20 protein-coding genes, 1 tRNA gene and 1 pseudogene are annotated in these 23,074 nt (G+C 35.8%); 18 read left to right on the forward strand and 4 right to left on the reverse strand.

Going from position 1 to position 23,074, the window contains the following annotated elements; translation table 11 throughout:
- The first annotated feature begins 16 nt into the window (after nt 1-16).
- From GO593_RS13485 to GO593_RS13510, 6 genes are all read left to right on the forward strand, one after another.
- Entirely contained in the window at nt 17-256 is a 240-nt protein-coding gene (locus GO593_RS13485; protein ID WP_001269943.1) for a hypothetical protein, read from the forward strand.
- Between the two features lie 100 nt (nt 257-356).
- Nucleotides 357-2,771, forward strand: a complete 2,415-nt coding sequence (locus GO593_RS13490) for a sialate O-acetylesterase (RefSeq protein ID WP_002135133.1) — start codon at nt 357-359, stop codon at nt 2,769-2,771.
- Nucleotides 2,772-2,773: 2 nt separating this feature from the next.
- A complete protein-coding gene (locus GO593_RS13495; RefSeq protein ID WP_000192603.1) occupies nt 2,774-3,553 on the forward strand; it encodes a hypothetical protein in 780 nt (259 codons plus the stop codon).
- Between the two features lie 101 nt (nt 3,554-3,654).
- Nucleotides 3,655-4,026 carry a hypothetical protein gene (locus GO593_RS13500; protein ID WP_000999573.1) on the forward strand — a complete coding sequence of 124 codons (372 nt, stop codon included), beginning with the start codon at nt 3,655-3,657 and terminating at the stop codon, nt 4,024-4,026.
- Nucleotides 4,027-4,036: 10 nt separating this feature from the next.
- Entirely contained in the window at nt 4,037-4,579 is a 543-nt protein-coding gene (locus tag GO593_RS13505; RefSeq protein ID WP_000109880.1) for a glycoside hydrolase family 108 protein, read from the forward strand.
- Nucleotides 4,580-4,715: 136 nt separating this feature from the next.
- The gene (locus GO593_RS13510) at nt 4,716-4,910 is read left to right on the forward strand and encodes a hypothetical protein (protein ID WP_000807024.1); all 195 of its coding nucleotides are present in this window, start codon (nt 4,716-4,718) and stop codon (nt 4,908-4,910) included.
- Between the two features lie 30 nt (nt 4,911-4,940).
- Here GO593_RS13510 and GO593_RS13515 read toward each other — a convergent pair whose 3' ends face one another.
- The 3 genes from GO593_RS13515 to cysS form a co-directional block, all read right to left on the reverse strand.
- Nucleotides 4,941-5,954 (reverse strand): tyrosine-type recombinase/integrase, encoded by a 1,014-nt coding sequence (locus GO593_RS13515; protein ID WP_001171606.1) that lies wholly within the window; start codon nt 5,952-5,954, stop codon nt 4,941-4,943.
- A gap of 214 nt (nt 5,955-6,168) precedes the next feature.
- A tRNA-Gly gene (locus tag GO593_RS13520) sits at nt 6,169-6,244 on the reverse strand.
- A 63-nt stretch (nt 6,245-6,307) separates the two neighbouring features.
- The gene (cysS, locus tag GO593_RS13525; RefSeq protein ID WP_001182288.1) at nt 6,308-7,729 is read right to left on the reverse strand and encodes a cysteine--tRNA ligase; all 1,422 of its coding nucleotides are present in this window, start codon (nt 7,727-7,729) and stop codon (nt 6,308-6,310) included.
- Nucleotides 7,730-7,942: 213 nt separating this feature from the next.
- Here cysS and GO593_RS13530 point away from each other — a divergent pair, with 213 nt between their 5' ends.
- The 11 genes and pseudogenes from GO593_RS13530 (at nt 7,943) to GO593_RS13580 (ending at nt 19,867) form a co-directional block, all read left to right on the forward strand.
- Nucleotides 7,943-8,920: a KpsF/GutQ family sugar-phosphate isomerase gene (locus GO593_RS13530; protein ID WP_001133554.1), complete on the forward strand. Its 978-nt coding sequence runs from the start codon at nt 7,943-7,945 to the stop codon at nt 8,918-8,920.
- 3 nt (nt 8,921-8,923) lie between these two features.
- A complete protein-coding gene (locus GO593_RS13535; RefSeq protein ID WP_000179337.1) occupies nt 8,924-9,463 on the forward strand; it encodes a KdsC family phosphatase in 540 nt (179 codons plus the stop codon).
- Nucleotides 9,464-9,500: 37 nt separating this feature from the next.
- The gene (gene lptC / locus GO593_RS13540) at nt 9,501-10,049 is read left to right on the forward strand and encodes an LPS export ABC transporter periplasmic protein LptC (protein ID WP_000381220.1); all 549 of its coding nucleotides are present in this window, start codon (nt 9,501-9,503) and stop codon (nt 10,047-10,049) included.
- Nucleotides 10,033-10,581 (forward strand): lipopolysaccharide transport periplasmic protein LptA, encoded by a 549-nt coding sequence (gene lptA / locus GO593_RS13545; protein WP_000554244.1) that lies wholly within the window; start codon nt 10,033-10,035, stop codon nt 10,579-10,581. The genes lptC and lptA overlap by 17 nt, the downstream gene beginning before the upstream one ends.
- Entirely contained in the window at nt 10,581-11,327 is a 747-nt protein-coding gene (gene lptB / locus GO593_RS13550) for an LPS export ABC transporter ATP-binding protein (RefSeq protein WP_001183458.1), read from the forward strand. The genes lptA and lptB overlap by 1 nt, the downstream gene beginning before the upstream one ends.
- Before the next feature lie 274 nt (nt 11,328-11,601).
- A pseudogene (locus GO593_RS13555) lies at nt 11,602-12,054 on the forward strand (TolC family protein); the annotation flags it as partial.
- Between the two features lie 157 nt (nt 12,055-12,211).
- Entirely contained in the window at nt 12,212-13,438 is a 1,227-nt protein-coding gene (locus tag GO593_RS13560) for a site-specific integrase (RefSeq protein ID WP_002147669.1), read from the forward strand.
- A complete protein-coding gene (locus GO593_RS13565; protein ID WP_000163911.1) occupies nt 13,431-14,987 on the forward strand; it encodes a site-specific integrase in 1,557 nt (518 codons plus the stop codon). Before GO593_RS13560 ends, GO593_RS13565 begins: the two co-directional genes overlap by 8 nt.
- Entirely contained in the window at nt 14,980-17,103 is a 2,124-nt protein-coding gene (locus GO593_RS13570) for a hypothetical protein (protein ID WP_000369336.1), read from the forward strand. Before GO593_RS13565 ends, GO593_RS13570 begins: the two co-directional genes overlap by 8 nt.
- A 1-nt stretch (nt 17,104) precedes the next feature.
- Nucleotides 17,105-17,524, forward strand: a complete 420-nt coding sequence (locus tag GO593_RS13575) for a hypothetical protein (protein WP_000046992.1) — start codon at nt 17,105-17,107, stop codon at nt 17,522-17,524.
- A gap of 387 nt (nt 17,525-17,911) precedes the next feature.
- Complete coding sequence (locus GO593_RS13580) at nt 17,912-19,867, forward strand: AAA family ATPase (RefSeq protein WP_000593543.1); 1,956 nt, start codon at nt 17,912-17,914, stop codon at nt 19,865-19,867.
- A 270-nt stretch (nt 19,868-20,137) separates the two neighbouring features.
- On the opposite strand, the gene GO593_RS13585 is transcribed toward GO593_RS13580, so the two are convergent.
- Entirely contained in the window at nt 20,138-20,458 is a 321-nt protein-coding gene (locus GO593_RS13585; RefSeq protein ID WP_001081101.1) for a type II toxin-antitoxin system Phd/YefM family antitoxin, read from the reverse strand.
- 187 nt (nt 20,459-20,645) lie between these two features.
- On the opposite strand from GO593_RS13585, the gene GO593_RS13590 reads away from it, so the two are divergent.
- Entirely contained in the window at nt 20,646-22,859 is a 2,214-nt protein-coding gene (locus GO593_RS13590; RefSeq protein WP_000955310.1) for an AAA family ATPase, read from the forward strand.
- The last annotated feature ends 215 nt before the right edge of the window (nt 22,860-23,074 follow it).

Consider the following 23,074-nt stretch of genomic DNA (forward strand, 5'->3'; position numbering starts at 1 on the left):
TTACGGAGTTTTTCGCATGAGATATTTAGTCATTAAAAAGTTAGGTCACGGTTTCTATTTAGGTAAAGGCAACGTTCGACAAGGAGGTAAAGAATTTATCGTTATAAAAAGCGATAAAGAATTGCTAGTAGGTGCTGAAAGTTATAAATACGATGCTTCAACCAATCAATTGTTGTGGGAAGGTATCCAAAACCTTGGACAAGAAGTGGTCGGATTTGCTGACACTGAAGAGGAAGCTTTAGATTTGGCTTTCTAATTGCCTGTTGACAGTGCAAGACTAGCAATCAACTATTTATTAGTTAGCTTACATAAAATTGGCTGTAGAGATTACAGCCTTTTTTATTGGTGGGCAAAAGATGACAGTTCCTATTTCCGACCGTTTAAGCCAACTGTATGTTGGTAACGGCACAAACACCCGATTTGATTTTACCTTTCGAGTATTCAATCAAGAAGATGCGACGGGGGTTGCTATCCGTAAAAAAGGTGCAACTGAGTTTGAAACAGTTGACCCTTCTACATATACAGTTACCCTTAATCAAGACGGCTTTGGGGGGTACGTAACATTTAACACACCGCCTTCATCATCTGTATATTTTTATATAGCGGGGGCAACCCCTCTTGATCAACTTCTTGATATTACAAATTACGACAATTTTTATCCCGATGCTATTGAACGTGCGCTAGATAAACTTACTGCATTGCTTCAAGAGTGGGGCACACAATTAGACCAAGAAAAACAAGCTCGTATATTAGCTGATATCAACTACGACTCTCTGGCAATGGAACGTGAAGAGAATTTAGAAAACCGTTTGACAAGTTATATCAACGCTTTAATAGGGATCACTAATCCAAAGGTATTTGACGGTATTACAGACCGTATGGTTATCACAAAGGATGGTAGAACCCAAAGAGAGTTTAACGAATCTGTTCCTTTTTGGACGGACGATTATGTTGCGTTCAAGCAAGAGACTTACATACGGGAAGAAAAGATCATTGAACATAATATTGCGACTGTTGCTGAGGAACAACAGCGCGCGATTATTAGAGAAGATGATATTTACAATGACCTTAGAGCAAAAATCGGTGGTTTAGAAGGTGGGTCTGCAAAAGCTTACAAGACCTTTTCGGAGGCTCAATCTGATACCGCTAACATTCCCGCTAACTCAACGGTTTATGTGACTAATGACGGTGATAATACCGGGCTATATAACTTTGATGGCGTAGCTTTTGTAAAAAGTGATTATGACCCTGTTAAGCAATCCAATGAATTTACTAAAGCTTCTATTTCGTCTTTATCCCAAAATCTTTCAGAAATAAAAAAATCTAATGAGGACTCATCTGTGATCCCTGTTCTTGTCGATTCGCAGAATAAAATATTAATTGGATACAATGAATCTAAAGATCGAATTGAGGCAGGGGGGTTGCAAGAACAAGTAATTGAAAACTTCCCCAATTTAATGAAGTCAGAAGACACAACGAAGGTTGCTGTTCTAACAGACTCAATGCACAAAATCTTGATCGGTTATGATACGGAGAAAGATCAAGCAATAATCGCAGGCCTTGAATTACCAAACAAAAAACCAGAAGTTGCTGAAGTAAATCATTTCGTATTTGATGGGCAGTCTCTAGGCATAGGTGCGACTGCTACTACAATATTAAGTACATACCAGCCTTATTTTAATGTGACATTTGGTACGGGTCCTCGCATGGACTCAGCCCCAGTCTCAGTCATTCCGTTGGTAGAACAATTTAATAGCCCGGCATCAGATGGTGGCACAGACCGAGGCGAGACCCCATGTTCGGGTGCAGCAAATTACGCAAGCCGTGCAATGATGCTAGAAAATGGGATTAACCCGAAAGACCATGTGATTTTCTGTTCAGCTGCGGGCCATGGCGGATACCGGATCGATCAGCTTGAAAAGGGCACAACATGGTATGAGTTTCTACTCCACCATGTTTCTGAAGCCAAAAGACTAAATTCTGGTAAAACTTACAAAGTTCAAGCAATCGCTTGGGTGCAAGGTGAGAACGATGCTATTACCGGGACACAAACTTCTTATGAGCTTTATCGTCAAAAATTAGAAAAATTACAAAGAGATGCTAATGATGACATCAAGGAGATTACGGGGCAAGTCGATGATATCAAGTTTATTTCATATCAGCTCTCATATGCGGCGCGCACATGGTCAGCCCAAGCTTTAGTTCAACTCCACTTAGCTCAAGAATCTGACTCATTTGCATTGTCTACGCCGATGTATCACATGCCTTACGCCCCAGACAATATCCATTTAACAAATGTGGGATACAAATGGATGGGGGCTTATTTCGGACGAGCATATAAACAGTTAATTGTTGATAACCGTAAGCCTGATTTCATTAATCCAAAAGGGGCACAATTGATTGGCGATGAAATTCATATCCACTTTGACGTGCCGAAGGCCCCTCTCGTACTTGATACAACAACTTTAGCGCCTACCACAGATAGCGGTTTTAAAGTTTTAGTAAATGATGCGTCTGCAACGATTTCCAGTATTACTGCTGAAAATGACAAAGTTATTATCAAAATATCTAGCACCCCTGCTGCAAGTGCATCAGTAAAGGTTAGATATGCTCTCGATTATCTTGGCGCAGGAATATCTATAACCGGGGGGGCTTCTGGAAATCTTCGAGATTCAACAACAGATTCAATTAAAATTGCAGGTGTAGAAAGACCGCTATATCACGTATGCCCGCATTTTGAATTAACTGCATTTACAGACAAAGGAATTTAAAAATGACTCAATTATTTTTTAAAGCTGAAAATTTTGTAAGCGATCGAGCACTACCTGTATTGAACGATGTAGGGCCAATTGTTCCTAATCTTGAAAACAATTCTTATGACCACTGGGTGTTTAAAGACTCATCGGCTTCTCTAAAAGGTGTTGTTAACGGTCATTTACTGACATTACAGCAGAATGCAGCATATGTGCCAGTGTTTAGTAATAGTGGAGTTACAATATCAACGGCCATGGGGAATGCTTTGATCAGTGATATTGTTGATTCGTCAGACCAAAGCATAACAATGGCTGCAGTAGTTAAATGTAACACAACGGCCTTATCTATTTTATTAGGTAATTTAGTGCCGAGCAATTCCACAACAAGTAGTGGTTTGTCTGGGTTTGCAAGTGGTGGTAAAACTTATTTAACCGTTAAGCCCACAACTCTTGGTGGCCCTGGGGGCATTTCATCATTAGCGTGCCCTAGTAATATCTCTCAAACATCCAATTTCTTTATTGCTATTAGCGTAGATAAAGTGACTAAACAAGGAATTATTTTTACAAAACAAGCAGATATTGAAACCAGCAATGAAGCAACCTATACTGCTGCAACATACGATGCCTCATTAAATAATCACGCTTTAGGTAATAGTGCTTACTCTTTGCAAAATACGTTGACCAATTTAGCAACATTCGCAGAAGCAATATTTTTTAATAAGGCGTTAAACATGACTGAACTCCAAGGGTTGGCGACTAGGTCAAAATCTCGAATGGCTGATAGAGGAATAATTCTATAGTCTTTGAAGCCCCTAATAAGGGGCTTTTTACTGTCAACAGAAAACGATACTTAAATTAAACCAATCCATAAAATAATGAAAACATTAGATTGGTGGCAAAAATGAACGACCCTTTAACAATTAAATCCTTACCTTGGTTTATCAAGATTTGGGCGGCGGTGATGGGCGGCATTTTTGCGCTCATGTTAAGTGGCGATATTGATGTTGAAGGAAAGATAAAAATCAACATCGGTGTGATTATCAAATTCGCAATTAGCGTTTCTATTAGCTTATACGGCGGTTCAGCATTTATTGAATATCAAGATTGGGGGCATTACTCACATATGACCCAAGGGTTTGTCATGCTGATTTTTGCAGTATTCGGGATGTTGCTTATTGGTATTTGGTATCAGGCAATTCAATTACTGAAAGGTAAAACCATTAGTGAATTGATCTTTGAAATCAAAGAAGCATTCAAGGCTATATTCAAGTAGGAGAGGGCAAATGTCAGTAGATAAATATATTGATGACCTTATCAAGCGCGAAGGTGGATATGTAAACAACCCTAACGACCGTGGCGGCGCAACTAACTACGGAATTACTGAAGCAGTTGCGCGTGTCAATGGTTGGAAGGGCCCAATGCGCGATTTGCCTTTAGATTTAGCAAAGCAAATTTATAAACAGCAATATTGGATTAACCCGCGTTTTGATCAGGTGAATACTTTATCTCCTCTAATCGCTGAAGAGTTGCTTGATACTGGTGTTAATTGTGGTGTCTCTTTTGCAAAGCCTTTATTACAACGTGCGTTGAATTTATTAAATAACCAAGGTAAAGGCGGTTGGCCCGATTTAGCCGTTGATGGTATTTATGGTTCAGCTACGTTAGGGGCCTTAAAAATCTTTCTTGCTAAACGTGGTAAAGATGGTGAGAAGGTAATGCTTAAAGTTCTGAACATCATGCAAGGCCAACGTTACATTGAAATTTGTGAACGCAATCCCACGCAAGAGCAATTCTTTTATGGCTGGATCAGTAACCGAATCGCATAAAGTGATTTTGTGTAAGAGAACTAAACTAGCTGCATTCATTACCATGCTGTGCATTCTGTTTTCAGGATGCACAGCACATTCTATTAACAACAACATTCAAGTATCATTGTGCGTAAGTGCACTTTGAGTTTAGATAATGAAGCAAGAATTAATTAAGGTTCACGACTTAGCGAATTCTAAAATGATTGATTTACTGGCAGAGTTTGACAAAAATGGTGAAGTTACAAAGATGTTTGACTACAACGGTAATGAGTTAAAAGTTAACTTTCTGCGTGATGAAGTTTATTATAAAAAGGTATGGTGGCATTTCGATAAGAAGCGACCCGTCTAAAAATAAAGCCCCAATTAAGGGGCTTTTTTGTTATGCAGCATTTAACATCTTGGCTATTTCCGATGCAGTCGGGTTGTAATAAGTATTCACTAAAACGCTAATTGTTTTATGACCTGTGATTTTTGCGAGAATTTCTACAGGTAAGCGATACTCATGAACAAATCTTGTAATTGCTTCATGTCTTGAATCATGGAAGGTGATAACCCCATCTAAACCAACACGGCGTAAATTACGTTGCCAAATTAGCCTGAAGGCGTTCGATGTAAGTGGAACCATTCGCGTATCGTTTGGATCCTCTGGCAACCAAGAAAGCATTTCTTTTGCCTTGGCTGTTAGGGGTACATCACGTGAAGAGCCGTTCTTAGTATCTAATAGCCTGATGAAGTCAGTAAAAATTAAATGCTTTTGCACACTAAGTATTTCGCCTTTGCGCATTGCAGTTTCAAGGGCAAATAAAAATGACCATGCAACTCGATGCCTTGGCTGCGTAGGTGTTTTACCCCATTCATAATCCAAGCCTTTAATTACTTTATTAATATGGTCATCACTAATACGTTGGTGTCTTGGCGGCGGTGCTGAAGGTTTTGTAATTTCTTTGAATGGATTTTCTTTAGTTAAAAATAATTCTTTTCGTGCAAAGTCAAAAACTGAACTGTACATCGCCATTTCTCTAATGACAGTTGCGCCTTTAACTTGCTTCAATCTTTTATCACGCCATTGTTTAACTAGAGCAGGGGTTAAATTGTGTATAGACTCATCTGCTAGTTCGCCCCAATTTTTCTTTAAGCATTTGAGCATTTGAACAATTAAACGAGCACTTTTCATTTTGCGCCCTTCATCCTGATAATACATATCAAAGAGGGCTTGAAAAGAAATATGGATTTTTTCAGGTTCTGAGGTTGGTTGTTCAGATTGTAGTTCTAATAGTTTGGTTGCTGCCCACTGTTCGCATTCGCTAGCAGTGTCACGAGTGGCAGCATAGCGCTTGCCCTTAAAACGAACTTCAATACGCCAAGCGTTGCCGCGACGGGTCGGTTTCTGCATTTTTAACACTCCAAATTTCATGGTGGCGCACTGCCGTCAAAAATTGAAGATGTACAAATGACACCCACTTTTTTGGCGGCGGCACGGAAATATAAAGCGTTTTTTAATGTGAAATATGACTATTTTGAATAGTCATAGCTGACCTATCGACAATAAAAAACAAGCCAAAAGATTACTAGAATCTTTCAGCTTATTGATTTTTAACAACAAATTTTGGAGCGGGAAACGAGACTCGAACTCGCGACCCCAACCTTGGCAAGGTTATGCTCTACCAACTGAGCTATTCCCGCAATGTGAGCACATTATAGAGTGTTTCATTAAAGTGTCAACACTCTTGTGATCTAATTGAACGTTTAATCAGCACGACGCCAAACTGTACCTTGGCGAGTATCTTCAAGAACTACGCCTTGCTCAAGTAAAGACTGACGAATACTATCTGCTTTAGCAAAGTCTTTTGCTTTTTTCGCATCAACACGTTGTTGAATGAAATCTTCAATTTCAGCATCAGACAAAGCAAGTGCTTCTTGTCCAATATCTGATTTTAAGAAATCGTCTACATTGTGTTGTACCAAACCTAAAATGTTGGTGAGGTGACGTAATGTCGAATAAAGCATAGTCGCTTGGTCAGCTTGCTCTTCTTTTACGGCACGGTTTAACTCTTTGTTCAGTTCAAACAATACGGCCATTGCTTCGGCAGTATTGAAATCGTCACACATTGCATTGTTAAAGCGTTCAATAAAGCTTTGATCAAGCGTTTCAGTTGTCGTTTGACCGTACACTTGTTGATAAGCTTTAAATGAATGATAGAAACGAGTTAAAGATGTTTTTGCCTCTTTAAGTGCTACATCAGAGAAGTTCACAGGGCTACGATAGTGTGAAGACACAATAAAGTAGCGGATTACTTCAGGGTGGAATTTCTCCATTACGTCACGAATCGTAAAGAAGTTGCCTAAAGACTTAGACATCTTTTCACCATCAACGTTAATAAAGCCAACATGCATCCAGTAGTTTACATATTGCTCACCAGTCGAAGCTTCACTTTGCGCAATTTCATTTTCATGGTGCGGGAACATTAAATCTGAACCGCCACCATGAATGTCAAAGTGATTGCCTAGGCAGCAAGTCGACATTGCAGAACATTCAATGTGCCAACCCGGACGGCCATTACCCCAAGGAGATGCCCAAGATGGTTCATTTTCTTTTGCATGTTTCCAAAGCACAAAGTCAAAAGGATGTTTCTTTTCAACTTCTACATCGACACGCTCACTTGCGCCTGCTTGCATATCATCAAGCTTACGGCCAGAGAGACGACCATATTTTTCAAATTTGGTGACTTCAAAATAAACATCACCGTTTGAAGCAGGGTAAGCAGCGCCTTTGGTGACTAGATTGCCAATCATATTTTGCATCTGGTCAATATATTCAGTCGCTTTAGGTGCTTCATCTGGTGCTAAACAGCCTAAGTTCGCTGCATCTTCATTCATGGCATCGATGAAACGTGTGGTGAGCTGTTGGATTGTTTCGCCATTCTCATTCGCACGCTTGATGATTTTGTCATCAATATCGGTAATGTTGCGAATGTAGCGGACTTTCCAGCCTTGACTACGCAAAAAACGGATAATGTAGTCAAATGCAACCATAACTCGAGCATGCCCGATATGACAGTAGTCGTAAACGGTCATACCGCAGACGTACATATCGATGTGACCTTCTTTGCGAGGTACAAATTCAACTTTTTTTCGTTGCTCAGAGTTATATAAAACAAACGGTTGCATAAGGGTTTTCAAACACTCAACAAAAATAGTGTTACATCATAACTGATGCATCATTTTTAACAAAGTTTTATGCATGAATTTTATAAGCTTGTGAAATCTTATACATTTAAAAACGTGTAACTGATTGAGTTATGCTAGAATGCCCCCAAATCTTTTGATTAAAATCACCGATCTCAACCAGAGATCAGATCAATTATTTTGAGTCAAACTCGTATGCCTAATCCTACAGATTTCCAAAGCAGTGCATTAGCGACATTGCGCATTGAGCAACAAGCCATAGATGTATTAGCAACACAAATTGATGACCGTTTTAATCGTGCTTGTGAAATATTATTACAATGCAAAGGTCGTGTTGTGATCACAGGTATGGGTAAATCTGGGCATATTGGCCGAAAAATGGCAGCGACATTTGCTTCGACAGGCACGCCGTCTTTCTTTATGCATCCTGGTGAAGCAGGACATGGTGATTTAGGAATGCTGGTTCGTGGCGATGTACTTATTGCAATTTCCAACTCAGGAAAAAGCGATGAAATCATGATGTTGATGCCACTCATTAAGCATCTTGGTGTACCTCTTATTACGATTAGTCGTGATGATAAAGGCCCAATGCCGCAAAATGCAGATATTGCTTTAACTCTAGGTGAGTCTGACGAAGCATGCCCTTTAGGTTTAGCACCTACTTCAAGTACGACAGCGACTTTGGTTTTAGGCGATGCTTTAGCAGTTGCTTTACTTGAAGCTCGTGGTTTTACTGCTGATGACTTTGCTCGTTCGCATCCAGCAGGTGCGTTGGGTAAGCGTTTACTGTTACATGTAAAACATTTAATGCATACAGGCGACGAGTTACCGAAAGTTTCACCTGAGACTCCAATGAATCAAGTGCTTTACGAGATCTCAAATAAGCGTTTAGGTTTGACAACAATTGTTGATGAACAAGACCATCTACTTGGTATTTTTACAGATGGGGATTTACGTCGTCTCATCGATAAACAGCAAGGGTTTGATGTAAATTTACCTGTGTCTGAAGTGATGACAAAGAAACCGTCAACGATCTCTCAAGAAGCACGAGCTGTAGAAGCTTTACAACAACTTAACCAGAAAAAAATCAGTCAGTTTGTAGTAGTCGATGACCAGAACAAAGTGATTGGTGTAATTAGTATGCATGACCTTATTCAGGCAGGGGTGAATTAATCAATGGCATCGTATGCATTGTTAGAACAAGCACGTCATTTGCAGGCATTGGTTCTGGATGTTGATGGTATTTTAAGTGATGGTTTTGTGACATTAACCAACACGGGCGATGAAATTAAATCATTCGACATTCGTGATGGTTTGGGTATGAAACTTGCGCAACAAGCGGGTATGAAAGTCATCATTATTACTGGACGAAAAAGTAATATCGTTGAAAAACGCATGTCCGATTTAGGTGTCGATCTGGTTTTCCAAGGCCGTGAAGATAAAGGCTCGGCGCTACGTGAAGCGTGTGCACAGTTTAATATCCTGCCTTCAGATTGCTTATATATGGGTGATGATTGGCCGGATCTTTCAGCATTTGCCATTGCCGGAATGAGTGTTACTGTTCCAAACGGGCATGAAGAAGTGCGCCGTCGTGCGGATTTGGTAACACAGGCGATGGGTGGCCGTGGAGCTGTGCGTGAAGTTTGTGATATGTTGCTGATCGCAAAAGGCATTTACCAAGAACTTCTTGAAAAATATCTTGCAGTACCGCATTAATAACAAGATTACTTAAAAAGGTAGGCTATTCCTGCTCATGGATACCAGAGTTTTATATATTGTTGCTGTAGTGGTTGCTGCTGTGAGTGGTGGTTACTACTACTATAGTGGCAAGGCAAAAAAACTGGACATTGGTTCGGCGAAGAATATGACTTATTCGGCGCAGGGCGTCCATTTGACTCAAACTGATGACAAAGGCAATTTGTATATTCGTGCTGAAGTTCGTCAGCTTGAACAGGATATGCAACAAAAAACGTCAAAGTTGGATCAACTCAATGCCACTATGTATAAATTAGGTAAAGTTGATGCAACATTCTTTGCTAAACAAGCTTATGGATATGATGATAATCAAAAGGTTGTGTTATCAGGTGATGTGGTAGCCACTAAGCTGGCACCGCAAGGAACCATTGAGTTTCAAACCGATGAATTAACTGGTTATCCAAAAACTAGAGATATTGAAACTAATCATCAAGTGACAGTTCAGTCTCCACAAGGCGAGTTTGTGAGCAAAGGACTAAAAGCCAATTTGAATAATGGTCAGTACGAATTTTTTAATATTCGAGGAAAGTATGCACCAAAGTCTTAATTTAAAACGTTCTTCAGCTTTCCTAAAACAAGCTGCGGTAATTACATTCGTTGCTTTATCATCTGCTTCGACTTTTGCTTTGCCGTCTGACCGTAATCAACAAATTTCGTTAGTGGCAGACCGTGCAACTTATAATGAAAAAACCGGTTTGACGACTTATACGGGTAATGTCGTGATTGAGCAGGGCACCATGAAGCTTCAGGCTGACTCAATTGTGGCTACGCTAAACTCTAAACGTGAAATTCAAACGATCACTGCTAAAGGTAGACCGTCTAAGTTTCAGCAACAAATAAGTGCTGATAAAGGTATTGCACGCGGTGAAGGACAAACGATTGTTTATAATGCAGATACAGGCATTATTACCTTGTCTGGCGGTGCATATTTATACCAAGATGGTTCAAGTATTCGCGGTAACACCCTGAAATATAGTATGAATAAGGGTGATGTTGAAGCTCAAGGTTCTTCTTCAAACCGTGTACAAATCATTATTCCACCTTCAAGTTCAAAAAGTTTCCCAGGAGCGCGTGACTAATGCAGCAAGCTCTTCAACAACCGCAAACTTTGTGTATTAAACACTTAGCAAAAAACTATAGTAAGCGTTGGGTTGTCAAAGACGTCTCTTTTAGTATGCAAAGTGGACAGATTGTTGGTTTGCTTGGTCCTAACGGCGCTGGAAAAACCACCAGTTTCTATATGGTGGTTGGACTAGTGCGCATGGATAAAGGTGAGATTCATCTTGATGACTTGGATATGTCAGACCTAGCGATGCATGAACGTGCACGTAAGGGTATTGGTTATTTACCTCAAGAAGCTTCTATCTTTAGAAAATTGACGATTGCTGAAAATATTATGTCAATCTTAGAGACGCGTAAAGATTTGAATAAACAGCAACGTCAGCAGCGCCTTACTGAGTTATTAAATGACTTTAAAATTAGTCATATTAAAGATTCATTGGGAATGAGTGTATCTGGTGGTGAACGTCGTCGTGCAGAAATTGCACGTGCTTTGGCTGCAGATCCGAAATTTATGCTTCTGGATGAGCCGTTCGCTGGTGTTGACCCAATTTCAGTAGGCGATATTAAAGATATTATCCAGACCTTAAAGGATCGCGGTATTGGTGTCCTCATTACCGATCACAATGTTCGTGAAACTTTAGCAATCTGTGAACGTGCTTATATTGTAAGTGAAGGCTCGGTAATTGCCGAAGGCACACCACAAGAAATTTTAGACAATGAACAGGTACGTAAAGTCTATTTAGGTGATGATTTCACAGTTTAATTAAAGACATTAATCTGTTTGGTTAAAAAGAGGTCAAGGCCTCTTTTTTTATTTTTTAGTATTTTATAAATAAAAACAAATACATATATCAATCATTTAATGAAAAAATAATGTGTGATTTATTCCATCAATTATGCTGCTTTAGGTGAAAAACTATATAGAATGTAGAAGCTTTTAAACGATAACAAACAAGATCAACAAGATAAGCATGATTGGATATAACCAAAGAAGAGTAAGAGGGATATGTAGAAAGCAGGCTTTCCTGAAAGGGCTTATGCTTTTAAGTACACTACATGTACCTGTCGTGATATACGCTGCTAAGCCAAGTGAGCAATACCACACCCTGAAAGAGAACTTGTCACAACTTTTTGTCCCTAAAAGTAGTGATGACTTTAAAGTTGCCAAAATGCACAAGCTTAGTAATTTTAAGCTAGACCGTTCTATTGTGCAGGAATTTCCTACTGTTCAACTTAATGATAATCGAGCTTCATCTTTTTCTAACTTGCCATCTAGAACGATGACATTGCAAGATGCGGTAAAAATTGCCATTCAGCGTAGCCCCGATATTTCACAATCTATTGCAACTTTAGCAGGTCAAAATTCAGGAGTTGACGTTGCTAAAGCCGGTTACTATCCCCAGCTTTCAGGAGGGATTACGACTGGTGATTTAAGCAGTGGAGAACGAGGTCGGCAGTTATTAACCTTAAGTGCTACTCAAATGCTTTATAGTACACCCTATAGCCCCCATTTTGTTAAATTTTAATATTTTTTATTATTTAACAATAAATTAAATAAAAAATTTACAGATATTAGAAATAATTCTGTAAATTTTTTTACTTATATTCTATGGTATTTAATACTTAGATTTTTTGTTAATTTTAGCCATGATGTCTGTTAAAAGATTTGTAATGAGTAGTGGCGAGCGATTTGCTGTTCTTTTGGATAGTGATGGTATTCCTATGACTTATCCAAATTTATATACGATTATTCATTTAAGAAATCGTGGTCAATCAATTAATACAATTTCAGCTAATTTGGAAGATATTAAGTTACTCTTCCAGTTGTTAGATAAGTTAGGAATTGACTTAGAACAAAGGATAAAAAGTAAAGACTTTTTGGAATTAAATGAAATCGAAGCTATATCAAATTTAGCCAGTTTTAGTCGTAGCCGATTAGATGGAATGACTCCAAATAAAAAAATTATAAATTTTCCAAAAGGTAATAACAGAGAGCGATCTAGAGCAAAATTGGTTGTTACTCAGGACTATGTGTCCAAACAATTAATATATAGGCGTTTAACTAATTTTGCTGAGTATATTGGATGGTTAGAGACATATTTTCATTCATCAGCAATAACAAACACAAAACGCTTGTTTACATCTCGTAGACCTCGAAAGTCCATGGATATTGAGTCTGAATATAAGTCCTTTGATAGTGAGCAATTATATAAAATTTTAAAGGCGGTTGATCCTGATACTCAGAATCGTATTTGGATTTCAGATTATATTACTTATAGAAATGAGCTGATTATCTATCTATTTTTGTATCTAGGATGTCGTAAAGGGGAATTATTAAATTTAAAAATTACAGATATAACATCCCAAAAGAATGGTGCTGTATATCTTACTATAAGACGTAACCCTCACGATGGGAGTGATTCTAGACTATATCAACCCTTGGTGAAAACTAGAAGTCGATCAATTGCAGTCAATAAAAATCTAAAGAAAAAATTAGAAACTTATATTTTAAATTATAGGTCAACCGTGCCGAATGTAGAACTTACGGACTATTTAATTTTATCAAATAAAGGCCAGCCACTTTCAATCAATGCTCTTGATAAAATCTTTTCTGAAATTTCGAGAACTGTTGCATTTAATGTACATGCACATGCATTTAGACATACTTGGAATGATAAATTTTCTGAGAAATCTCAAATTTTAGTGGCAACAGGTAAAACAACTGAATTTAAAGTAGAAAATGATCGTGCATATCTGATGGGATGGATACCTAACTCACAAAGTGCGAGAAGATATTCAAGACGTGCAGAAAATAAACGAGCTATAGAAGTAGGTTTAAGTATTCAAGAAAAATTTGAGGATGAAAATGACTAAATTACTTCAAGTTGATAGTTTAGATAAACCGCCAAATTCTTTTATTTCATTCAAAGGCTTTGAAGTTGATATTTATGATCATACATGGGTTTTAGATATTAATCACACAGTTAATATGTTGAATCTCTCAAAATTTTCGGAGAAAGTTAGGGCGGATGTTTTAAATACCTTTATACATTTTGCTAAATATAGCTCAAGCACACATGCTAAAGAAATGATCCGCTATGCTCTTAAATATCCTGTTTTGACAGGAGAGTCAGAAATTACTTTAAAAGGAATTTTAGAATATAAAAACTATTTTAATGATAAACGGTACGAATATAAGTTAGCGAAGTTTAGAGTCTTTTTAAAAAAACTCTACAATTTAGGATACTCTTCAGTAGATGATGAAATTTACGATTTAATAGATTCATGGAGATTAGGTGGGAATGAAAAAGGTACAGCCGTTCTTTCTCTTGATCCAGATGAAGGCCCATTTAGCCCATTTGAATTCCAAGCAATTATCACTAAAACTAACGAATATTTAGCAGAAAATAAGATTTCCTATTATGAGGCTGCTTTAATTCGTGTTTTTTGTGCGACTGGTAGAAGACCCATCCAAATTTCAGGACTAAAGGTTAAAGACCTATACGTGTCTGATAAATATAGTTTTAATGATAAAAATGCAGTTCATATCCTTAAGATTCCGAGAGCTAAAATTAGAGGTGCTAGTGGATTCCGATTTGCTTTTAGTGAAGTAGGGATTCGAGAAAGCATTGCAAAAATTTTATTTGAACATATTCAAATTCTAAAGCAAAAATTAACTAAACAAATAAAGAGAGAGCTATCTGAACAAGAGTTTACAGAGCTACCACTATTCTATGATTTTGAGAAGTTAGTTAATTTGGATTGGGGAAATCAAAATGAAATTTCAGAGATTTTGACAAAAGAAATTATTCATATACCGAGCAATAAATTAACCCAAATTTTGAAAAAAGCTATTCAAAAACTTGGTATCCGCTCTAGAGAAACTGGTAAACCAATATCTGTAACTGCATATCGGTTTCGTTACACGCTTGGAACTAATGCCGCTCGACAGAAAGCAGGTGTGAATGTCATTGCAAAGCTATTAGATCATCATGATACCCAGAATGCACATTGCTATGTACAAAGTGTTCCTGAAATTGCACAACAAATCTCTTCCATTATGGATGAGAACTTACGCAAATATGCAGATGCTTTTCAAGGAAGAGTTGTAAAGGATGAGATAGAGGCTCAATCACAAATTAAAGATGCTAATCGAATATCTTGTGTGGAACAGGACTGTGATGTTGGCTCATGTGGAACACATCAATATTGTAGGGATCATGCGCCAATAGCATGTTATCTGTGTAGCAAGTTTATGCCTTGGGCAAATGCACCCCATCATCTAGTTCTAGAGCAATTAATTAAAGAACGAGATGATCTAATAGCAATGGGATGTAGCCTTGAAGTCGCTGCTGTGAATGACCGAGCGATTATTGCCGTTCAGCAAGTAATTGCTGCTTGTAAGGAGTTTAATCATGGATAATTTAATATATTTTCCATCAGACAAAATCCAGTCTCCTTACTTCGAAATTAAGCGGTTTATTGATTTTGTTAAACAGTTATCAGAATTAAATGAAGATATTAGATTTGATGAGAATTATTGGAAAGGCGAAGTAAACTTTGTCAAATCAGGTGTGCCATCACAAGACAGACGACCTGAAAATCTCTTGGATCATTCAATTCTAGAATTTGCCAAGGCGTATGTTAAGTATCAAAGAATTAATAGTAAGTTAAAAACCCAAGATACGATTTTGGGAATTCGGGTATTAGAAAAAATATGCTTAGATCGATATGGTGAAGTGGATTTATCTAAATTAGTTATTGCTGATTTTGATTTAGCGGCTGAGAATGCAAAGAAAAGTTATAAAGCAAGTTCTGCTTATCATGTGGGAAGACACTTAAAGATTCTCTTGGATTTTATTCGCCAATTAAAAATAGTGAATTTACCAGAGTGGAAAAATCCAATTAAAAAGCCTGCTGATAAGGTAATTCTGCTAGATAAAGAGTCAGAAGAATATAGATCATCTAAGCTTCCAGATGAAGATGCTATTTTTGCATTGGCTGATATTTTCTCACGAAAAGATTCAGAGTTGTCAAATAGAGATATTTTTGTCACCAGTGCTGTGAGTTTGCTTCTAGCTGCGCCTGAACGTGCATCAGAGCTGTTTTTCTTAAAGCATAATTGTATCTACGAGGAAGAAGTCCCAAGGCGTTCTAAGAGCAGTTTAGAGCTTGCAGAAGATGGTTCGAATATTGAGAAAGTATTAGGTATTAGATGGTATGCACAGAAAAATTATGGGTATGATATTAAATATATTCCGAGTGTCATGATTCCAACGGTTAAACGGGCTATTGAACGTTTGATTAAGATGTCAGAACAGCCTAGACATTTAGCATATTTGCTTGAGACAAGCGATAAGTTTCCGAGACATAAGTTCTGTCCTAAAGTGCCTGATGATCAATTATTAAAACGTAGTGAAGTATTGTCGGCAATGGGATTTGATGTGTCGCTATATGATGAGACTAGTAAAGAAAAAAATAGTGGCAAAAGTTTTTTAATAACTCGTGAGATTCCTATTAGTGATTACGCAGTCTGCCTGAATGATTTAAATATTATTCTGCGTAATAGACTGCCTCAGGGCTTTCCTTATATACCTTTTAGAACTGGTAATGGAGTTCAGATTAAGTGGTCAGAAGCTCTATTTGCATCTTTTCATAATCAATTTCATTCAAATAAGATAACTATCTTTTCAGAATTATGGATTCCAACAATTAATAACTTAAATGAAGATTTATCGCCCACAAGAAGAAATTTAAAAGGAAAACGCCAATTATGTAATATGAAATCTATTTTTCAGCGGTGGGGACATGGTAATTATAGTATGACAACTCATCAATTCCGACATTTATTGAATACCATAGCAAATACGAATGGAATGGATAGCTTGTTACTTGCTAAATGGTCGGGACGAGCTGATATGAAGCAAAATCGAGTATATGACCATACCACGGTTGAAGATCGTAATTATGGCTTAATTGAGATGCAGAAAAATGAGGTTGGTATAGTAAATACTGATAGTACATTTACATTTCAGACCGCTACACCTCGAACTCTACAGGAGTTAAATACCAAAACCACGTTGTCTATGCACACTACGGAATTTGGACTTTGTACACATTCGTATATTGATGAACCCTGCTTAAAGTATAGAAACTGTTTGAATTGCACTGAGCATGTTTGTATTAAAGGTGATGTAGAAAAGAAAAAACGGCTTCAAGATAGACTAAAAAAAGAAAAAATCTTATGGGCAAAGGATAAAGAGTCTGTTAGTAAGAATGTTACTGGTGCAACGGTGTGGTTGGAGATGAGAGAATTAACGATTAAACGTTGTGAACAGATGATTGCACTATTGAACGATCCAAACATTCCTGATGGTACACCTTTGAGCCTTCCATCTTCTGAAGATATCCCTCATCTTGATTTAGCGTATCAAAAGGCAGGTCGTAAACGCATTCCTACTATTGAGAATACTCAACGTAAACAGATTGAAAAACAGCAAGTTTTGCATGAATCTTTGTTAATGGATTTATGGAGTTAACATGGCACAACATTTAACGGATCAGAATATTCAAGATATTGTTGAAATTCTTGATTATTGGTCACCAAATGAAAAGTTAACGTGGGAACGATTATGCAAAGCGATTGAAGTGCAACTAGAACTTGTACCTGCACCCACTCGTCAAACACTACAGAAATTTGCAAGAATTAAGAACGCTTATGATCTAGGAAAAAAATCTCCAACAGCTTTAAAAATATTGAAATCAAAACAACAAAAGCTTCCTGCAAGCTTGAAAATTGCTCAAGCTAGAATTGAGAGTTTGGAAGCCAAGAATACCAGATTGGAAAAAGAAAACGCTATGTTGTTAGAACAGTTTGTAGTGTGGCAATATAATGCTCATAAGTATGGGCTAAGTATTGCTAAATTGAATGAGCCGATGAACAAAAAAAGTTCAGATTGATTTTGAAAAGTAAATTATTAGGTGGTTTAACTTTTTATTTTTACCATAAGGTAGTCTTTTTTTATTAAAGTCATGTAAAACTAAAAAAGAGGAATAAGGGTTTTAGTTTGTTAGTGAAAAGATTTCTAAAGCTTATATTTTAAAATTTTTTAAAATATATTAAATTCCTCATCAATAGATTTTGTAAATTTAAGTGATAAAAATACTTTATAAATTGGAACTTGGTTTGATGTTGGCTTTAATAAATTTACTTCAATTAATTGAAATAATGGGTGATGCCCAATATCCATTAAAACTGTTTTTTGCGAGTTGTCATAGTAAACTTGGAAACAATGAAATTGTTAATCTTTATCAATGTTATATATTTAATTTTAGGGAGAAATATTTATGATTAAACTTAAAAATATTGAGATATTAAAATATAAGTCATTTACAACTCCTCAATCAATAAACATTGAGGAAGATATAACTGTTTTAGTAGGAATGAATGAATCGGGAAAAACTTCTGTTTTAGAATGTTTAGCTAAAACTAATTATTTTGAAGATGATGAAAAGTTTAAATTTAACGAAACGTTAGACTATCCTCGAAAAGAACTAAAAAGTATCAGTAAGTCGGATAGCAAACCTAAAGCAATTATTTGCACTTATCATATTTCAGATGAACTAATTGGCTTAATCGAAAATAGGTTAGGTAAAGGAACTTGGCAAGGAAGTAATGAAATCACCCTAACAAGTTCTTATGGTGATTCATCTACATTAATAAGTGGTGTATCGATAAATTTTGAATTATTTTTAAAACACTTAAATTTATCTGATATTGGTGATGATGTAAAAACTGAGTTGAAGTTGGCTCTAACAGAAGAGAAATTTGATCAAATATTAAAGAAGTTCCCAGATGAAACCGAAAGGTTAGAGCCTTTAAGAAAATATTTCTTCAAAAGTTCTACATGGATGACTTTTATTGAAAGATATGCATATAGTGTTTTAATAAAAAGACATTTACCAAAATTTATTTACTATGATGAATATTATCAACTCCCATCAAGGATTATTCTAGAAAGTTTTTTAGATGATGATGTTGATCTATCGGATGATCTAAAAACAGCAAAGGCACTCTTAGATTTATCCGAAATTAATGTGAATGAACTTATTAATGCAGACGATTTCGAAGACTTTATTGCTGAATTAGAAGCAACTGAGGCTTTGATTTCTGACACACTATTTCAATATTGGTCTGCAAATCAGAACTTAAATATTGAATTTAAAATTGATAAAAAAACAGCTACTGTGAAAAGGCAAGTAAATACAAGTTATGGCAGTGCTACAACGGTCGATACAAATATTGTTGAACATGTCTTAGATATTCGAGTAAAAAACTCGAAAACGAGAGTTTCTTTACCTCTTCAGAATAGAAGTAAAGGATTTAATTGGTTTTTTTCATTCTTAGTTTGGTTTAACAAAATTCAGGCTGATTCAAATTCAAAATATATTCTACTCTTAGATGAGCCAGGCCTTAACTTGCATGCAACTGCTCAAGCAGATTTACTACGTTTTTTAGAAAGTTTAGTTGATAAGTATCAAGTTATTTATACAACTCACTCACCTTTCATGGTAGAAACAACGAAATTAAATCGGGTCAGAACGGTATTTAGTGACTCCGATAGCTCTATCGTTAGTGATAGTATTCAACAAAAAGACCCTAATACACTTTTCCCTTTACAAGCTGCTTTAGGGTATGATGTTGCACAGAATTTATTTATTTCTAAAAAAAATCTATTGGTAGAAGGTGTCTCAGACTTACTATACTTGACCACAATTTCAGAATATTTGAATGCGAATAAACGAACTGGCTTAAATGAAGATATTACAATTGTGCCTACAGGCGGTTTAGATAAAGTTGCTAGTTTTATTTCATTACTTCGAGGTTCAAAACTATCAATTTTCTGCCTATTAGATTCGTTTACTGACCAAAAGTCTCAGGCAAGATTTGATAGTCTAACTATTCAAAAAATTATATCTGATAAAAATATAAAATTTTTCCATGATTTTTTGGATAATAGAAAAAAAGCTGATATTGAAGATATATTTACTATTGATGAATATCTGCAACTTTTTAATATTTCTCTCTCATCTACCCATGCTGAAATTAAGGTGGAAGAATTAAGTACTGAAATTGAAGATATATTATCAAAAATTAATAAAGTTATTAAAAAGAATAGATTTAATCATTATTTACCTGCAAAAGAATTTGCTAGTAATAAGGATTTTGTTAATAGCCTTTCAGAAGCTACTTTATCAAGATTTGAAACTATCTTTAAAGAGGTCAATAAGAATCTTAAATAGTTTTTGGTTTAATAGACTTGCCTATTAGGGTGAGTCTATTACTTTACCCAGTACGTTATTTAATATAATTTTATAGACATCCAAGTGTTCTTTTTAATTTTCAATAAAATTAGTCAACTCTATGATGTCAGTGCTACTTAACTTACGAATATGTTTTCCACTTCTTAGTATTTTACGAAAATAAAAGCTCATTGTTCAACGAATATAAATATAAGATGACTTTTAAATCAGCTTGTCTCTAATCTCGAATCCGTTAATATCCTCAAAAAGCTATTTTTCTTGTCCATTTACTTCTTCAAATACACCTTTTGGGTTCAAAAGCATGTGTTTGATCGGTTGACCAGTGAGCTGATTAATATCCAAAAGATCATAAACCATTTGTTGTCCTAGCTGTTCACGCCGGACAGCTTCAATAATTTCCTGCATTTTTTGAAATTCTTCAAAACTCAGAACAACAGCTTCGGGCGCATTCTTCGTATAAACAAAAACAGGTTTATGACTATCTTTGACACATTGAACAATTTTGCTCCAAGATTTGCGAACATCAGTCGCAGAAACAATCGCACCGTTTATAAAAGTTAATCGATTCATATCTAAGACCTTATACGGGATAGCAAAAATTAAATCATTTCAGAATCTTGTTCCGAATGTAAGAAAACGACCGTTATTTATTATGGGACGATTTTATATTTCTAAAATTAGTAGATGATATTTGTATGTAACTATATAATCTAAAAAAATAAATTTTAAATCGTGCAAATTAAAAATAGGGAAATCTATGCTTACTGGAGTCTATATAAATAATGTTGCTACTTATAGTGTACCAACACAATTAGATGGGTTAAAGCAAATAAATTTTATATTTGGGGCAAATGGGTCCGGAAAATCTACAATTGGTAGAATCATAGATCAATCATCAGGCTACACACATTGTTTACTTCAATGGCTTGGTGGAGAACCAATAAAAACTCTCGTCTATAATAAAGATTTTATTGATCGTAATTTCAATCAAGAAAATACCGTTAAAGGAGTTTTTACCCTAGGTGACGATCAAGTTGAGGCAGAACGTCAAATTGCTTTATTACGTCCACAAATCGATAAAGTAAAGGATGAGATACGTAGGTTAAATATTCAACTTAATGGTGAAGCCAGCCAAGGTGGTAAAGTCGCTGAGAGAGCAGCATTAGACCCTGAAATACAAGCAAAATGTTGGAAAAAAAAACAAAAGTATGACTCGTATTTTCAGGATGCTTTTACTGGATTTAGAAATAGTGCGGAAAGATTTAAAGATAAAGTTCTACTGGAAAAACAAATCAATCAATCAATTCTTTTATCATTAGAAGAGTTAAAAGAGAAAGCCTCAACAATATTTTCACGTAACGTCGAAAGATACAATTTTATTCCAGTTTTTAATGCTGCTACACTTATCGAAGTAGAAAACAACCCGATTTTGCAAAGAATAATTATTGGTAATCAAGATGTTAATATCTCTAAGCTTATAGAAACTATAGGTAATAGTGATTGGGTTAAACATGGACGTAAACATTTTGAAAAAAGTTATCCCCAATGCCCTTTTTGCCAACAAATAACTTCGCCAAGTCTTTCTGATGAATTACTTAAATTTTTTAGTGAAACATATGAGCAGGAAATAGGCATTGTTGAACAAATATTTAGTCAATATCTAGATACATCTGAAATGGTATTAAATGCAATTCAATTCATAAGTAGTCAAAATATACCTTTTTTAGAAATAGACCTTTTTCAAGCAGAAGCTCAAATACTCAATGAGCGTTTGGAGCGGAACAAAGGTATCTTACAAAGGAAATTGTCAGAACCGAGCCTAAAAGTTTCTCTAGAACCATTAGAACCTATTATTAGTAAAATCTTAGGTATGATCCAAGATGTAAATCAAAAGATTATGCTCCACAATCAAGTTGTCCAGAACCTCTCGACTGAAAAGCAAAACCTTACAAATCAAGTTTGGAAATACATTATAAATGAGTTAGATAGTGACTTGAGTAGTTATTTAAAAAATAAGACGAGACTCGAATCTACCATTAATGGAATGAACAATAGCTTAAAACAAAAAAGAGAAATTTTAGGCAATTTAGAAGCTCAACTAAAAGTATTTGAAAAGAAAGCTACGTCAACAATACCGACAGTAAATGAAATAAACGATCTTCTCAAATCATTCGGCTTTACCTCATTCTATATAAGCCCTGTAGATGAACAAGGTCATTATAGAATTTGCCGAGCAAATGGAGATGATGCTAGCCGATCTTTGAGTGAAGGAGAAAAGACATTTATAACTTTCCTCTATTTTTATTCACTTATAAAAGGCTCCCATTCTTCATCAGGAATTACCGAAAATAGAATTGTAGTCTTTGATGACCCTATTTCTAGTTTAGATAGTGATATTCTCTATATTGTAAGTAGCCTCATAAAGCGTGTATTTGATCATGTTCGCACTAATAATGCTTTGATTAAACAAGTTTTTGTTTTGACCCATAATGTCTATTTTCATAAAGAAATTACTTTTAATAACAGACGAAGTCAGAATCAGATCATGGGCGATGAAACCTTTTGGATGGTCAAGAAAAATTCTAGCGGCTCTACTATTGAAAAATGCTCTGAGAATCCTATTCGTTCAGCCTATGAGCTACTCTGGTCAGATATTAAAACCAATAATCAGTCAAACCTAACTATTCAGAATACATTACGTCGAATTCTTGAAAACTATTTCACAATGTGGGGTAGTATGAAAAAAGATGAAATTTGTGATCTTTTTGAAGGGAATGAGAAGCTAATTTGTCAGTCGTTATTTGCATGGGTCAATGATGGTTCACACTCAATCCATGATGATTTGTATATTAACCACGGACAGCAAACTAATGAATCATATTTAACTGTTTTTAAAGAGATTTTTAATAAGTCTGGTCAAATAGGTCATTATCAAATGATGACAGGTAGTTTAACAGATAGTACATCTTGATTAGAAATGGTTATAGTTTTTTATGCAAAATACTGAGTATGGCAACCACTCTTTCATTGAGGAGTATAAACCGTGTCCAATATGCATTTAAAATTTAATCTATTTTATTAATATCAAAAATTACATTCAGCTATTCTGTATATGAAATACTTAAAAATGTTAAATATAAAGAAATTAATTTAACAGACTATTTAACATATTTATTTAATTTATTG

It is taken from the genome of Acinetobacter baumannii, assembly GCF_009759685.1.
Classification (GTDB): Bacteria; Pseudomonadota; Gammaproteobacteria; order Pseudomonadales; family Moraxellaceae; genus Acinetobacter; species Acinetobacter baumannii.